This window comes from Streptococcus mobilis (assembly GCF_059727625.1).
The window spans coordinates 394069-409116 of the sequence record NZ_AP041823.1; the positions used below are offsets into that span (position 1 = coordinate 394069).

The 15048-nt window shown below is 45.2% G+C and carries 15 protein-coding genes; 12 read left to right on the forward strand and 3 right to left on the reverse strand.

What is annotated here, in order from left to right:
• Positions 1-82: 82 nt before the first annotated feature.
• The 4 genes from AC6IZR_RS01935 (at position 83) to AC6IZR_RS01950 (ending at position 2588) form a co-directional block, all read left to right on the forward strand.
• Positions 83-748, forward strand: a complete 666-nt coding sequence (locus tag AC6IZR_RS01935) for a Crp/Fnr family transcriptional regulator (RefSeq protein WP_021153951.1) — start codon at positions 83-85, stop codon at positions 746-748.
• Between the two features lies 1 nt (position 749).
• Positions 750-1598 (forward strand): ATP-dependent sacrificial sulfur transferase LarE, encoded by an 849-nt coding sequence (larE, locus tag AC6IZR_RS01940; protein ID WP_023919180.1) that lies wholly within the window; start codon positions 750-752, stop codon positions 1596-1598.
• 3 nt (positions 1599-1601) lie between these two features.
• The gene (locus AC6IZR_RS01945; RefSeq protein ID WP_023919178.1) at positions 1602-2126 is read left to right on the forward strand and encodes a DUF924 family protein; all 525 of its coding nucleotides are present in this window, start codon (positions 1602-1604) and stop codon (positions 2124-2126) included.
• A gap of 132 nt (positions 2127-2258) precedes the next feature.
• On the forward strand, positions 2259-2588 hold the full coding sequence (locus AC6IZR_RS01950) for a YbaB/EbfC family nucleoid-associated protein (RefSeq protein ID WP_350007393.1): 330 nt from the start codon (positions 2259-2261) through the stop codon (positions 2586-2588).
• 207 nt (positions 2589-2795) lie between these two features.
• Here AC6IZR_RS01950 and AC6IZR_RS01955 read toward each other — a convergent pair whose 3' ends face one another.
• The 3 genes from AC6IZR_RS01955 to AC6IZR_RS01965 all read right to left on the reverse strand — a co-directional run bounded on the left by AC6IZR_RS01955 (position 2796) and on the right by AC6IZR_RS01965 (position 6330).
• Positions 2796-3389: a 3'-5' exonuclease gene (locus AC6IZR_RS01955; RefSeq protein ID WP_070466615.1), complete on the reverse strand. Its 594-nt coding sequence runs from the start codon at positions 3387-3389 to the stop codon at positions 2796-2798.
• Between the two features lie 53 nt (positions 3390-3442).
• Positions 3443-3937 carry a DUF536 domain-containing protein gene (locus AC6IZR_RS01960; protein WP_003008835.1) on the reverse strand — a complete coding sequence of 165 codons (495 nt, stop codon included), beginning with the start codon at positions 3935-3937 and terminating at the stop codon, positions 3443-3445.
• A 104-nt stretch (positions 3938-4041) separates the two neighbouring features.
• On the reverse strand, positions 4042-6330 hold the full coding sequence (locus AC6IZR_RS01965) for a Xaa-Pro dipeptidyl-peptidase (RefSeq protein ID WP_497848672.1): 2289 nt from the start codon (positions 6328-6330) through the stop codon (positions 4042-4044).
• Between the two features lie 211 nt (positions 6331-6541).
• Between AC6IZR_RS01965 and AC6IZR_RS01970 the strand changes: the two genes are divergently transcribed.
• The 8 genes from AC6IZR_RS01970 to AC6IZR_RS02005 all read left to right on the forward strand — a co-directional run bounded on the left by AC6IZR_RS01970 (position 6542) and on the right by AC6IZR_RS02005 (position 15014).
• Positions 6542-7309 (forward strand): CppA N-terminal domain-containing protein, encoded by a 768-nt coding sequence (locus tag AC6IZR_RS01970; RefSeq protein ID WP_070586823.1) that lies wholly within the window; start codon positions 6542-6544, stop codon positions 7307-7309.
• Between the two features lie 10 nt (positions 7310-7319).
• A complete protein-coding gene (locus AC6IZR_RS01975; RefSeq protein ID WP_497848931.1) occupies positions 7320-8261 on the forward strand; it encodes a serine hydrolase domain-containing protein in 942 nt (313 codons plus the stop codon).
• A gap of 148 nt (positions 8262-8409) precedes the next feature.
• Complete coding sequence (mvk, locus tag AC6IZR_RS01980; protein WP_070587397.1) at positions 8410-9288, forward strand: mevalonate kinase; 879 nt, start codon at positions 8410-8412, stop codon at positions 9286-9288.
• Complete coding sequence (mvaD, locus tag AC6IZR_RS01985; protein WP_497848673.1) at positions 9270-10220, forward strand: diphosphomevalonate decarboxylase; 951 nt, start codon at positions 9270-9272, stop codon at positions 10218-10220. The genes mvk and mvaD overlap by 19 nt, the downstream gene beginning before the upstream one ends.
• Positions 10210-11217, forward strand: a complete 1008-nt coding sequence (locus AC6IZR_RS01990; protein WP_497848674.1) for a phosphomevalonate kinase — start codon at positions 10210-10212, stop codon at positions 11215-11217. Before mvaD ends, AC6IZR_RS01990 begins: the two co-directional genes overlap by 11 nt.
• Positions 11214-12218 (forward strand): type 2 isopentenyl-diphosphate Delta-isomerase, encoded by a 1005-nt coding sequence (gene fni / locus AC6IZR_RS01995; RefSeq protein WP_497848675.1) that lies wholly within the window; start codon positions 11214-11216, stop codon positions 12216-12218. The genes AC6IZR_RS01990 and fni overlap by 4 nt, the downstream gene beginning before the upstream one ends.
• Positions 12219-12532: 314 nt before the next feature.
• The gene (locus tag AC6IZR_RS02000; RefSeq protein WP_497848676.1) at positions 12533-14194 is read left to right on the forward strand and encodes a C69 family dipeptidase; all 1662 of its coding nucleotides are present in this window, start codon (positions 12533-12535) and stop codon (positions 14192-14194) included.
• Positions 14187-15014, forward strand: coding sequence for a PrsW family glutamic-type intramembrane protease (locus AC6IZR_RS02005; protein WP_497848677.1), 828 nt, complete (start codon positions 14187-14189; stop codon positions 15012-15014). The genes AC6IZR_RS02000 and AC6IZR_RS02005 overlap by 8 nt, the downstream gene beginning before the upstream one ends.
• Positions 15015-15048: the final 34 nt, after the last annotated feature.

Sequence of the window (15048 nt, forward strand, 5' to 3'; positions counted from 1 at the left end):
ACAAATGTTAACTATATTGTTTAAGAACAGGTGTATCATTAGTGTGATTTCAAGAAAGAGCAGATGGGGAGGAAAAACCGTCGTGAATTCAGAATTTTTAGTGAAATTTTTGGAAGAGAGGCGAACGCCGATCGTCAAGAAAAAATACCATAGTTACCTCTCCTATCGTGGGATCAAAGAGGATTACATCTACATCTTGAAAGAAGGTGTGGTCAAGACAAGTGTCATCATGCGTGATGGGCGTGAGTTTAACTTTTCCTATCTAAAAGCCATTGACATTGTCTCTTTGATTCGTGATGAGGTGTCCAACTATACAGACTCACCTTTCAATGTGCGAGTGGAGACAGAAGAAGCAAGTTTTTATCGTATTCCTCGGGTCAAGTTTTGGAATTTTGTCAAAGAGCATAAAGAGCTGCAGGACTATGTGAGGGACTATTATCGTAATAAACTGTCTGAAAGTATGGAGTCTCAGCAGTATATGATGATGAATGGTAAAAAAGGGGCGGTTTGTTTTCATTTGCAAAAACTAAGCAGTTTGTTTGGTGTGGAGCAAGAAGACGGCTTCTTGATTGATTTCAACATTACCAATGAAGATATTGCCGGTTTTTGTGGGATTTCGACGCGAAACAGTGTCAATCGCATTCTCAATGAATTAAAACGAGAAGGTGTTTTGGATATTCGACAGCAAAAGATCGTGATTTTGGATAATGAACGGATTGAAGAATTTATCGGAAGGGAGCTATTCTAAGATGGCAACAGAAGCACAAATCAGAAAAGAAAAAGAAGAAAAATTACAAGATATTTTACGAAAAATCGGAAAGGTAGCCGTTACCTATTCAGGTGGGATTGACAGCTCTTATCTCTTGAAGGTGGCCTTGGATACCTTGGGACCTGACAATGTTATTGCGGCCGTCGTGAACTCTGAGATGTTTTCAAATGAAGAATTCGATCTAGCGCTCGACTTGGCCGATCAGCTAGGAGCACCTGTGCTTGGACTGGAAATGAGAGAATTGAGTGATCCACGGATTGCTGCCAATACGCCCAATATTTGGTATTACACCAAACAATTGATGTACCAAACTATTAAGGATTCAGTTACAGAACTGGGCTTTAAGCAATTGGTAGACGGCAATATTATGGATGATATCGACGATTTTCGCCCTGGTATCAAGGCTCGGGACGAAGCGGGTGTCCGCAGTGTCTTGCAAGAAGCCGGCCTCTATAAGACAGAAATTCGTCAATTGGCCAAGGAAAGAGGGGTCTCCAATTGGAATAAGGTGCCATCTTGTAGCGTTGCCTCACGCTTCCCATACGGAGTGAAAATCACTTCAGAAAATGTACAACGGGTTTTTGAAGGGGAAGAGTTCCTTGTAGGACTTGGCTTTGAGCAAGTCCGTGTGCGTGTGCATGGAGACTTGGCGCGCATCGAAGTGGAAGAAGACCATCTGCTTAAAGCCATCCAACTGCATGACAAGATCAATGACTACATGAAAAAAATCGGATTTACCTATGTAGCCTTGGATTTGGCTGGATATAAGTACGGCCGGATGAATGATGCATTGGATGAAAAAACAAAAGAAAAAATTATGGCAGGTTAAGCAATGAAGGAAGTGATAAGGTTCTGGTTCGAAGAGTTGAAGCCAGAGGATTGGTTCAAAAAATCAGAAGCACTGGATCAAGAAATGCGGGAGCGCTTTGAGGAACTTTATTGGAAGGCCAGTCGTGGGGAATTGTTTCACTGGCGGGCTACGGCAGAAGGGCGTTTAGCAGAGATTTTGCTCTTGGACCAAATTCCTCGCAATATTTTTCGAGGGACTGCCCAAGCTTTTGCGACAGATTCCCTGGCCTTGGTCTTGGCCCAAGAAGGCTTAGAGCAAGCCTTGGATCTACCAGTTGTACAAAGAGGATTTTTCTACATGCCTTTTATGCATTCGGAATCTTTAACCATTCATGAAGAAGCTCTGCGCCTATTTGATCAACCGGGCTTAGAAAAGCGTTTGAAGTATGAGAAGATGCACATGGACATTCTTCAACAATTTGGGCGTTATCCACATCGGAATGCCATCTTAGGACGGCCTTCGACCAAGGAAGAAGAGGAGTATTTGAAAGAACATTCTGGCTTTTAAGGGAAGATGAGGCCCACAGATTTCAAAACTCTTTTCTCTCTTCATGAAATTGCCTGAAACAGCAGGCATGATGTCAGAGTTCCCTCACCTAGGCTTTTCCAAGCGTCTAAAAAATGGTATAATGAACTGTAAATTTCACAATTTGGAAGGAATGTTATTGCTATGATGAATATGCAAAATATGATGAAGCAAGCTCAAAAATTGCAAAAGCAAATGGAGCAAAGCCAAGCGGAGCTAGCTGCAACTCAATTTGTCGGAAAATCTGCTCAAGATTTGGTTGTCGCGACTCTTACAGGTGATAAGAAGGTCTTCTCCATTGATTTCAATGTTGCAGTGGTCGATCCTGAAGATACAGAAACTCTTTCTGATATGACGGTTCAAGCCATCAATGCTGCCATTGAAGAAATTGATGCTGCAACCAAGAAAAAACTCGGTGCTTTCGCAGGGAAATTGCCATTTTAAGCTAAGGAAGTTTTCATTAACTCAAAAGAGGCTGGGACAAAAGTCCTAGCCTCTTAATTGTTTTTGGATTGTCGAGCAAGACGCAGTGGTTGAGTGGGCTCTACTACGCTGATTTCATCAGCTTTTACAGTCCTACTCAACTGTGCGGAGGTGGAACGACGAAATCGAATTCTAACGAATTACCGATTTCTGTCCCACTCTCTCTTTTTATTCATCAAAAAATCCGGATAAGTCCAAGCCTCCGAAGGGGTTGGTAGAGAAGTTCTCTTGCTCTTCAAGGAGGGTGCGACCTTGATCAAATTCGAGGAATTGTTCGTAGACAAGAGCTGTCATGCGGGCGTCTTCTAAGCTATCGTGTGATTTTCCTGCGACTCCCAAAAATTCTGCAACAGTGTGGAGTTGGAGATTTTTAATGCCATGGAGATCAGATGGACGACGTTCGAAAGCCTCGTCAAAGACATCGACAGCGTACTGGTCTTCTAGATCCAGCCCATTTTCAAGTAGGATGGGAAGGTCGCTCTTTTTGGCATTGTATCCGATCAAGGGCTGATCTCCAACGAAGGCCTTGAATTCGCTGAGGACCTGTTCGAGTTGTGGGGCATTTTGGATCTTGTCCTGGGTAATGCCAGTCAGGCCGTTAATAAAGCTTTTTAGGGGCTTATCGGTGTAAACGTAGGAGTCGTAGTGATCGACTTCTTTACCGTCCGTAAAGCGTACGGCAGACACCTGGATGATCTGATAGGCGCCTTCGTATTGGTTAAATTCGAGATCAAAGGCGATATAATCTTCTAATGCTTTCATGGGAAATCTCCTGTGGTAGAAAAGAAAAAGGACTGGTAGGATCCAGCCCCGGATTATCGACGGAAAACGCGTGCCCAGAAACCTTTGCTTTCTTGCTCTTGAACTTTTTCGTTGGCTTGTTCGAGTTCAAGTTTCAAGGTATCGCGGTCGTTCATTGCTTGTAAAGTCAATTGTTGTTGTTGGTCCAATTGCTTGTCTTTTTCAGCAATTTGAACATCTTTCACGCGCAACTGTTCATCTTTCTTAGCGAGTTGCTCGTCTTTGGCTTTGAGTTGCTCGTAGAGACGGACGATTTCAGCGTTTTTTTCATCTACCAAAATTTCCATCAATTCGCGTTGCTTCACATCATCGCTGACTGGCTCATCTTCAAAAATAGTTTTTTTGTAGATTTCTTCGAGCTTAATCAAGCCACTACGGGTTACAACGGTAACCCCTTTTTCGTTTTTTTGGGTATCTTCTGGAGCCAGCGCCTTGACACGGTTATTGACCGCCTGGCGGCTGACTCCTAAAATTTCAGCAATTTCGCTGACAGTTTTTTCAATCGCCATAACTTCCTCTAATATCTTTTTCTATGAAATACTCTATTAGATAGTAACATAAGTAGGCTAAGCTGTCAAATGAAGCAAAGAAAGGCTAAGCCTTGATACCACGATTAGTGGGACTCTGTCATTTCAGGAAGATGGAGGCTTGATTGTGCTAAGTCAATGGTGAGTTGGTAATCGGTTTGATCACGCACCGTGATTTCAAAGTCCGTCGTGTAAAGGACCAAGCGAAGAGTTGTACCTTTTTCGAGCTTGTAGATGGTTGGTTGGAGATCAAAGTCAAATTCCATCCACTCGCCTGGTGTTACGGCCTCAACCTCTAAGAGGTCATGCCGGTTTTGGAGGTTGAGATAACCTTTCGAAATGACTCGTTGGCCCGCTTCCTTGAATGGCAACTCGGTCAAGTTGTCTAGCATATGGTAGCGACCGTTATCCAGTGTACGGACCGATAAGACTGCAGGATAGGGTTGGAGGTATTTCTTGCTTCCAAGCTCTAAGAGTTGGGTTGAGAGAAGGCCTTTATTGGTGCTGGAGTGAAGTCGTAGGTGAAGGCGAGCTTTCCCGTTGAGGTGCAGGTCTTCTTCGATTGGAAGATCGATCGTCACCTGTTGCGCCTTGTCTTGGTAGAGATCGCTTAAGAAGGTCGGATAAGCCTTGCCATAGCGCTCGTAATCTTTTGTTTCATAGCGGTTTTGGATGACTTTTTCACCGTCTCCGAGTAGGAAGGTTCGCTGACTTGTTTGGTTGCCAAAATCATCCAAGGAAGTCCAACTTTGTTCTTTTGTATTGTCCTGCCAGATAACAGTAGGCAATTCATAGCTTGAAGCATAGCCCAGCAATTTTTTAGAGAGAAGGGCGTTCATGCTCTCACGGAAGTCAATGGATTGCCAGTTGTTGAGGTAGACATGGGCACCATTGTGATAGAAGAGGTGTTTCTTGATGTTTGCTGGAAGGGCCTGGAACATGTTAAAGACGTGAAGCGGTTTGACGTTCCAGTCTTGGGAGCCATGAGTGAAGACCACCTCTGCCTTGACCCGATTTGCGTTTAAGAGATAATTGCGGTCGTGCCAGAATTGATTGTAGTCTCCAGAAGCTCGGTCCAGCTCTTTTTTGACGCGATCAAGATCGGCTTGGTGAGCCGCATTGTGGTGTAAATAATCCCCACCTAGAAGGTTGCGTGAATAGGTTAATTCGGCAAGGGAATCAAAATCTTCACCTGGATAGCCCCCAGGACTTGTCACGAGACCATTTTCGCGGTAGTAGTTGTACCAAGAAGAGATACCAGCTTCTGCAATGATGACTTCTAGGCCGTCCACACCTGTGGTGGCAAGACCGTTAGACATGGTTCCAAGGTAAGAGATCCCGGTGGTTGCGACCTTTCCATTAGACCAATCAGCTTTGACCTGGCGCTTGCGTGTATGATCTGTAAAGGCCCGGCAACGGCCATTGAGCCAGTCGATGACGTTCTTGTAGGCTTCGATTTGTTGGTAATTTCCATTGGTCATCAGCCCTTGCGAATCTTTTGTCCCCACTCCAGATACGTAGAGATTAGCGTAGCCGCGTGGAAGCAGGTAGTCATTGAGGGTATAGCTAGAGTTGATATGGGTTAGGAGCTCTTCGGCCTCCTCCACCTCTTCAGCTTGACCGACAGGTTCGACTACTGTTAATTGAGGTTCTTCTAGTTGAATGGTATGAGATTCTTTGACTTCCAGGTCGACATTCATATTGTAGAGGGCCTTGTCGCTGGCCTTGTCGTTAGTTCCTTGGTGGTAAGGACTTGCGGTCATTACAGCTGGAATCTTGCCTTCATAGCGAGGACGGATGATGCTGACCTTGACCAAGTCTGGCAGGCCATCCTTGTCGGTATCGACCCGGCTTTCGACATAAACGACCTCACGGATAGCATCATGGCTTGTAAAGGTCGCGAGGCTCTTGCCATTAAAATAGTGATACTGGTTGGTCTCAGGAATCAAACCATCGCTGACCAACTGATCGATCAAGATATTGCCTCGTTTGGTGCGAGTGTTCAGGAGTTGGTAGAGGTTTTCTAGGAGAGAGCCATATATGATGGGGAAAGCCGTCTCCTTGCGAAAGACTTCACTATCATCAAAGTCGACAAAAAAACTAAAGCCCAGTAATTGGAAGGCAACTGTATAAAAAACATCTGCTGTTAAGGGTTTTTCAGAGTTGAAAAAAGCCAGCAAATCGGTTTCTTTATCTGCCACAAGAGTCGATAAGGCATAGTCTGTGTCCTTATATTGGAAAGAAACTTGGCGGACAAAGGCTTCCAACATTTTTTTCGGATCGCTCTCTTCTTGGAAGCTAAAGCCCAAAAGAGCCAACTCTTCCTTCATCGTGTCATTGGCTGTAGGGATATAGCTAAATTGATTAAATTTCATGGTGGATTCTCCTATCTTGTTCACATCTCGAATTGAGTGAGCAGTCGCATCAGCGCTGTCATCGTTCCAATTTCTATTATACTGAATCAAAAAGGGATTGTCTAAAGAAAATAGGGAAAGCGTTTGTCGATAGAGTTTTTCATAAATCTGCGCAAAATTTCTTGTAAAAAGCCAGAAAATCTTTTACAATAAAAAGTGCTTGGAGGAAAGTATGACAGCAAATCAGATCGTAAGAGTGATCCCAGTCTTGAAAGTGAATAACCGAAATGTCAATCAACGCTTTTATGAAGAGACATTGGGAATGAAAGTATTAGTGGAAGAAGGAGCTCTCCTATCTTTAGGAGATGCCTCAAAAGTAGAAAAAATCGTCTTAGAAGAGTCACCGAGTATGCGTTCGCGTAAGGTCGAAGGTCCAAAGAAATTGGGTCGCATCGTGGTGAAAGTGGCACAAGCTCAAGAAATTGATTATTTGTTGGCCCGCCAGCCAGAAACAAGCGCCCTTTACCAAGGAGCTAATGGTCGCGCCTTTGAAGTTGTGTCTCCTCAAGGAGATACCATTTTCGTGCATGCTGAAGAAAATCTTGAAAGCCTAGAACCTTTGGAGAAAGCGCCTCTTGTTGACGTGCCAGAAGATTTCAAAGGTTTGACGAGCTTTGATGTGGACTTTCTTGAGGTTAATGTGGCCGATTTTGCTGAGGCTGAGAAGTTCTATAGCAGCTTACCAGATCTTGCCCGCTTTATCCATTTGCAGGAAGCCCAAGGAGAAGATCTCCAAGTGGAGAACAAGGTGACCTGGGATTTGAGCATGATCAAGGTCGAATTGGCACCTTTTGATGTGGAAGTTCTGAAAGAAAGCTTAGGAGAAACTGTCGATTTTGTGCACCGTAAGGGAACTTTCTTGATTGCCAAGGATCTAAGCCAGATCGAACTCTGGTTTGAAGCCAATCAAGATCAGGTCCATATTTCTTATGAAGAATAAGAATGGAGTGATGAGCGTGAAGGCAATCATCGAAAAAATTACCGAACAAATCCAAGAAGGCATCTATCCAGGTGCCTCTCTTGCGCTTTACCGCAAGGGTCAATGGAGTGAGCACTATCTAGGACTTGCGGATCCTGAAAAAGGAGAGCCCGTAGTGGCTGATCTGGTCTATGATTTGGCCAGTGTCAGCAAGGTCGTCGGAGTCGCTACCATCTGTGCCTTTTTGTATGCGAAAGGAGAGCTTCCGCTCGATCGCCCCTTTAAAGAGCTTTACCCACGTTTTGCTCATGACAAGACGACCATCCGGGAACTCTTGACCCATACTTCTGGTCTCGATCCTTTTATCCCCAATCGGGATCAATTGGATGCGAGACAGTTGAAAACAGCCCTTGAAAATTTGCAGTTAAAAGAAGACAAGAGTTTTCATTACACTGACGTCAATTTTCTTCTGCTGGCCTTTTGGTTAGAAGACAGGTTTCACCAGCCCTTGGATCGCTTATTTGAAGAGCTGATCTTTACACCTTGGAAGATGACGGAGACACGGTTTGGACCGGTCGAAAAGGCGGTGCCAACGGTCCGTGGAGTGGCTTCTGGAAGTGTCCATGATCCCAAAGCGAGAGTTCTGGGCCGTCATGCGGGAAGTGCTGGACTTTTTTCAACTGTTGCTGATCTAGAGCGCTTCTTAGAGCATTATCTGAAGGATGATTTTGCGCGTGACTTGTCTCAGAATTTTGCGCGTGAAGAGGGCAAGACCCGCGCTCTTGGATGGAATCTAGAGGGGGACTGGTTGGATCATACGGGCTATACAGGAACCTTCATCATGTACAATCGAAAGAGGCAGGAAGCTGTGATCTTTTTGTCCAACCGGACCTATGAGAAGGACGAACGGGCCCAATGGATCCTGGACCGCAACTCCTTGATGGACCTAATCAAACAAGAATGTGAAAAATAGAAATGGAAGGCTAGGATGATGGATCCTAGCCCTTTGCTATCTGTCAGATAAAACTCAACTCCGTCTTAGGTTGGATTTCCTTCAAAAGCATCGCTTTTTTGGCTGATTTATATTAAAATAGTAATGACCTTAATAGAGCGAGATGAATATGAACAAAGAGATAGGCGTCGGAAGGGCGCATAGTAAAATTATCTTAATTGGAGAGCATGCGGTGGTTTATGGTTATCCGGCTATTGCTTTGCCACTCCATCATATCGAAGTGATCTGCCAGATCGTCCCAGCAGACAGTCCATGGATTTTGTTTGAAGATGACACCTTGTCCATGGCAGTTTTTGCGTCTCTTGAGCACCTCGGGATTCGCGAGGCCCGGATTCGCTGTCGCATTCAGTCCATGGTGCCGGAAAAACGGGGGATGGGATCATCTGCAGCGGTGAGTATCGCAGCTATTCGTGCAGTCTTTGACTATTATCAAGAGGAGCTGGACGATGAGACCTTGGAAATCCTGGTCAATCGAGCAGAAACCATTGCCCATATGAATCCAAGTGGGCTCGATGCCAAGACTTGTTTGAGTGATCAAGCCATTAAATTCATACGGAATGTCGGCTTTTACCCGCTGGAGCTGGGTATAAAAGCTAGCTTGGTAATTGCAGATACGGGGATTCACGGCAATACCCGTGAGGCGATTCAAAAGGTTGAAGCCAGGGGGCAGGAAGTTTTGTCCCATTTCCATGAGATTGGTCAGTTGACCCAGCAGGTAGAAGAGGCTCTGAAAATGAATGATCTAACGAACCTAGGACAGGCTTTGACTACTTGCCATGAGCACTTGAGAGCCGTAGGTGTCAGCTGTGAAAAAGCAGACCACCTGGTCGCCGTTGCCCTTGAAAATGGGGCCTTAGGTGCTAAAATGAGCGGAGGCGGTCTTGGAGGCTGTGTGATTGCCCTCGTCAAGGATTCTCGTGAAGCAGCAACCATTGCCCATGCATTAGAAAAAGAAGGAGCGCACCATACATGGATCGAAAACCTGTAAAGGCTAAGTCCTATGCTAATATTGCGATTATCAAATACTGGGGAAAAGAAGATGCCAAACAGATGGTCCCTTCGACCAGTTCGATTTCGTTGACCTTAGAGAATATGTATACAGAGACGAGTCTCTCTCCCTTGCCAGCAGATGCGACTGCGCATAAATTTTACATCGATGGGGAATTCCAAAATCCAGCTGAGCAAGCCAAAATTGGAGCTGTGATTGATAGCTTGAAGCCAGCAGATGAAGCAGGATTTGTTCGGGTGGATACCAGCAACAACATGCCAACCGCAGCAGGTTTGTCCTCTAGCTCAAGCGGGCTCTCTGCTCTCGTCAAGGCTTGTAATCGGTACTATGATTTGGGCTTGAGTCAGGAGGAATTAGCTCAAAAAGCCAAGTTTGCTTCGGGCTCTTCTTCACGGTCTTTCTTTGGTCCCTTAGCAGCCTGGGACAAAGAAAGTGGAGAAATTTATAAGGTCAAGACAGACCTGAAACTCGCGATGATCATGCTGGTCCTCAATGACAAGCAAAAACCCGTTTCCAGCCGGGAAGGGATGAAACGTTGCATGGAGACCTCGACTAATTTCAAAGAATGGATCGAAGAGTCTCGACAAGATTACAAGGACATGCTGGACTATCTAGCTGGCAATGATTTTGAACAGGTCGGTCAGCTGACAGAGCGCAATGCCCTTGCTATGCATGCGACGACTAGAACAGCCACTCCAGCCTTTAGCTACTTGACAGAAGAAAGCCACAAAGCCATGGACTTTGTCCGTGAGCTTCGCGCAGCAGGCCATGCTTGTTACTTTACTATGGATGCAGGGCCAAACGTTAAGGTTCTCTGTTTAGAAGAAGACTTGGATCAGCTGGTGCCTTTATTTGATGCCCGCTATCGGACCATCGTATCTAAGACAAAGGACCCTCAAGATGAAGACTAAGTATCAGGTACAGACTGGAGGCAAGCTCTATCTAGCTGGAGAATACGCGGTGCTAACACCTGGCTATGGAGCCGTGATTCAGTTTATTCCCATTTATCTGTCAGCTACTATCCAAGAATCTAGAAGCTATCAGCTAGCCTCAGATCTCTTTGGTTACCAGGTGGATTTGACCCCAAATAAGGACTACGCCTTGATTCAAGAGACCATTCAGCTCATGGAAGAGTGGCTGAAAGATCAGGGAATAGCCCCTAAACCTTTTGACCTTCACCTTAGAGGAACACTGGGCGAAGAGGGGAAAAAGTATGGGATTGGTTCCAGCGGAAGTGTGGTCTTGCTCGTGATCAAGGCCATGGCTGCTCTGTATGAGTTAGACTTAAATCCAGACCTGCTCTTTCGACTAGCAGCAGTGGTCTTGGTGCAAAGAGGGGACAATGGTTCCATGGGCGATTTGGCTTGTATTGCCTACGAGGACTTGATTTATTACCAATCCTTTGATCGGACTTGGTTGCATGAAGTCTTGACTTCTCAGCCCCTTTCACAAGTTTTAGACCTGGATTGGGACTACCAGATCTGCTCGATCAAGCCGGCCATCTCTTATGATTTTCTGGTTGGTTGGACCAAGGAACCAGCGATTTCAAGTGATTTGATCCGCCAGGTCAAGGGAGCGATCAAGGAAGACTTTCGCAAGGAGAGCCAGAGTGCAGTGAAGAATCTTGAAAAAGGCCTCCGTGAAGGGAACCAAAAGGAAATTGAGGCCAGTATCAAACGTGCCGATCAGAACCTAAAGTCTTTGAACCCTTTGATCTATACCCCAGCTCTGAAAGTTCTGCAAGAAGCGACAGAGGGTCTTTCTGCCTGTGCCAAATCTAGTGGTGCTGGGGGAGGCGACTGTGGAATCGCCCTTAGTTTTGCCCCAGTTGAGACTCAGACCTTGATAGAGCGCTGGAAGGAAAAGAATATTGAAGTCATTTACCAAGAAAGGATGGGAGATTCGTGAGCGAAAATCGAAAAGACCAGCATATTCGCTATGCCTTGGAGCAAAGCTCCTCCTATAATAGCTTTGATGAGATCGAGCTGATTCACCGATCCCTCCCCCTTGTGGATCTAGTGGAGATTGATTTGACAACCCATTTCGCAGGGCATGATTGGGAGGTCCCTTTTTATATCAATGCCATGACAGGCGGGAGTAAACGGGCCAAAGAGATCAATCAAAAGTTGGCAGCGGTAGCCGAAGCCTGTGGGATTCTCTTTGTGACTGGCTCTTACAGTGCAGGGCTGAAGGATCCGAGCGATCAATCGTATGCGGTCCAAAAAGACCATCCTCATCTTCTTTTAGCGACCAATATTGGCATCGATAAAGAGCCAGATTTGGGCTTGCGAACAGTGGAAGAGCTACACCCTCTCTTTCTTCAAGTTCATGTGAATCTGATGCAAGAGTTGCTCATGCCCGAAGGAGAGCGGATTTTCCACACTTGGAAAGACCATCTCAAGATCTATGGGCAGGGCTTTCCAGTGCCTGTAGTCCTTAAGGAAGTCGGCTTTGGTATGGATCCCAAAACAGTTCAGGCTGCGCTAGATGCTGGGATCAAAACCGTCGATATTTCTGGTCGTGGTGGCACTAGTTTTGCCTATATTGAGAATCGTCGTGGTGGCAATCGCGCTTATCTGGATGATTGGGGACAATCAACTGCGCAGTGTCTCTTACAGTTACAGGATCAGATGGATCAGGTTGAGATCCTCGCAAGTGGTGGTATCCGTCATCCTCTTGACATGGTCAAGGCCTTGGTCCTCGGAGCGCGTGGCGTAGGACTTTCCCGCGTTTTTCTTGAGATGGTAGAGACTAAGAGCATTGAAGAAGCAATCGCCCTTGTCCAAGGCTGGAAAGAAGATCTCAGATTGCTCCTATGTGCGCTCGGTTGTCAGAACCTGAAAGAGCTCCGTAAAGTCGACTATCTCCTCTATGGAAAATTATGGCAAGCAAATCAACAGAGAAAATGAAAGAGAGTGGGACAGAAATCGGTAATTCGTTAGAATTCGATTTCGTCGTCCCACCTCCGCACAGTTGAGTAGGGCTGTAAAAGCTGATGAAATCAGCGTAGTAGAGCCCACTCAACCACTGCGTCTTGCTCGACAATCCAAAAATAATTGAGAGGCTAGGACTTTTGTCCCAGCCTCTTCTTTTTTTGAAAAAGTGTTTCCCTCAAAAATTCTGATAGTTTACGAATCGTTTACGGTTGCTGGAAACGCTTGCAAAATAGGCTTGTAAAAGAGTATACTAAATAAGGAAAAACATTTTTAAAAAGGAGTTTAGGATGAAGAAGCACTATTTTCGATCAGCTGTAGCAGCCTTGCTTCCGCTTTTGTTGATTGCTCAACCTGTTGAGGCTTGTACAGGGTTCATCATCGGGAAGAAACTGACTGCCGACGGTTCGACCTTGGTAGGGCGTACCGAAGATTTAGAACCCAACCATAATAAAAATTTTGTGGTCAGAGAGCGTGTATACAATAAAAAAGGAGCCATCTTTGAAGATGCTGCCAACGGTTTTCAATACCCTTTGCCAGAGATTAGCTATAAGTATACAGCGGTTCCAGATGTCACCCCTGATCAGGGGATTTTTGACGAAGCAGGATTCAATGAATATGGGGTTTCCATTTCTGCCACTGTATCTGCTTCAGCAAATGACAAGATCCAAAAGGTGGATCCCTATGTCAAGGATGGCCTCGCAGAATCGGGCTTGACCAGTATCGTTCTCCCAAGTGTGAAAACCGCAAGAGAAGGGGTTGAACTCATTGCTAAAATCGTCGAAGAAAAAGGCGCTGCAGAAGGAAATATTGTGACCATTGCCGATAAAGAAGGTGTCTGGTATATGGAAATCCTATCTGGCCATCAATATGCGGCAATTCTCTTCCCAGAGGATCGATTTGCGGTCTTTCCAAATACCTTCTTCTTAGGGCATGTCGATCTATCGGATACCGAACGCACGATCGCTTCAAAAGATCTTGAAAAAGTCGCCAAAGAAGCCAATAGCTATAAGGAAGTGGACGGAAAATTCCACGTTTCTCAATCCTATAATCCGCCTTTGCAAGAAGCAGATCGCTCTCGGGTTTGGTCGGGAATCAAATCGCTAGACCCAAGCTCTCCTGTTAAATATGACGATGCGTCCTTTGATCTTCTTCATACAACCGATCGAAAATTAACCCTCCGCGATGCCATGAATCTCCAACGCAATCGTTTGGAAGGAACCAAATATAAACCACAGGATCAAATGGAGCTGGATGGAAAAGGCATTCCGAAAAAAGGGGAGTTTGATGCGGTTTATAAATACCCTATTTCCAATCCAAATGTCATGGAGGCCCATATTTTCCAACTGAAAGATGAGGTCCCAGCGAGTGCAGGTGGAGGCACCATGTGGCTGTCGATGGGTAGTCCACGAAATGCTCCATACCTACCCTACTATGGAAATATTCTCAACACCTATCAAGCCTACCAAGAATTAGGGGATCATTACAATGATCGCTCTTGGTATTGGACCATTTCAAGAATCAATGACCTTGTGGCCAAGTATCCAGATTTATTCGAAGATGGGGCGATTCGTACTGAAATGGAACGATTGGAGTCTCAGTGGATGGTCGAACAAGATCTGAGTGATCAGGAACAAATCGCTCTTACTTCTCAGCCTGAAGAAGCTAGTAAGAAGGCAACAGAGGAAAGCTTAGCAAGAGCTGAGAAGACCTTCGAACGCTTGCAAGAAATCAGAAAAGAAGCAGAACAAAAGGTGGCAGATGAACACGGAAAAAGTGCCCTGCAGGATCTAGATGACGAAGAAGATGCTGCTTATGAAGAGAAGATTGATCTCGTTGAATTTGACTATGATTACATTTTAGCAGCAGGCTTGTTCGGGGCAACCCTTCTAGCGATTGTAATCTACCTGATTCGCTCAAAGAAACAAAAGGGAGGAAAACAAGATGACTAAAATTCAAAGAGCCTCTATCTATCTTTTTCTACTGTTTGCAGGAATTGGCTTGGAGTTTGAACTCGGTCATCTTTCTCAACAAGAATTTAGCCAGTCTGCCGGCAGAGATTTGGTCTTAAACTTGTCTGTCTTGGCTGCAATTATTATCCCGCTCTATCTCTTTTCAAAACGATTGGCCAAGCAGTTGTCTGTCCCAACTTATGTCTTATGGATTGCCATGTTTGGAGGAGCCTTCGTAGCAGGCTGGTTGAGCTTTTCAGGCAATAGCTTGATTGATATTATGAATAGCCATGTGATCAAGGATGCCACTGTCTTTAACAAGTGGACCGATGCTTTGACGGCCCCGTTTTCAGAGGAATTCTTTAAGACTCTGGTTGCCTTTTGGGTTGTCTTGATGGTTGGCAAGAAAGATCTAAAAGCGATTCTAATTGCAGGCTTGGGATCTGGCTTTGGTTTTCAAATCATTGAGGATTTAGGGTACGTTGCCCGCCAAACGAAAACCAGCCAATTAGCCGCGGTTACTGAGGCCATTAACCGGATATCTGGTGGATTAGCTTCACATGCCCTCTATACAGCTGTTGTATCCGTTGGTGTCTTCCTCTTGTTGTCTCAAGTGACCCAGCAAAAGGAAAAACTCTTTGGGCTCTGGTGTGTTCTCTCAACAGTAGCCAATCACTTCTTATGGAACTCTCCGTTTTATGAAACAGACCATCGGATTAATCTTCTCGTCGGACTGCTCTTTGCCGTCCAAGTAGGGACCTTTATCGAAGTGGTGCTCTATACCAAGAAACATCCCGAGTTGCCATTTTTTAAACAATAAGAAAATTTTTTCAAACACAAAAGAACTAAGACGT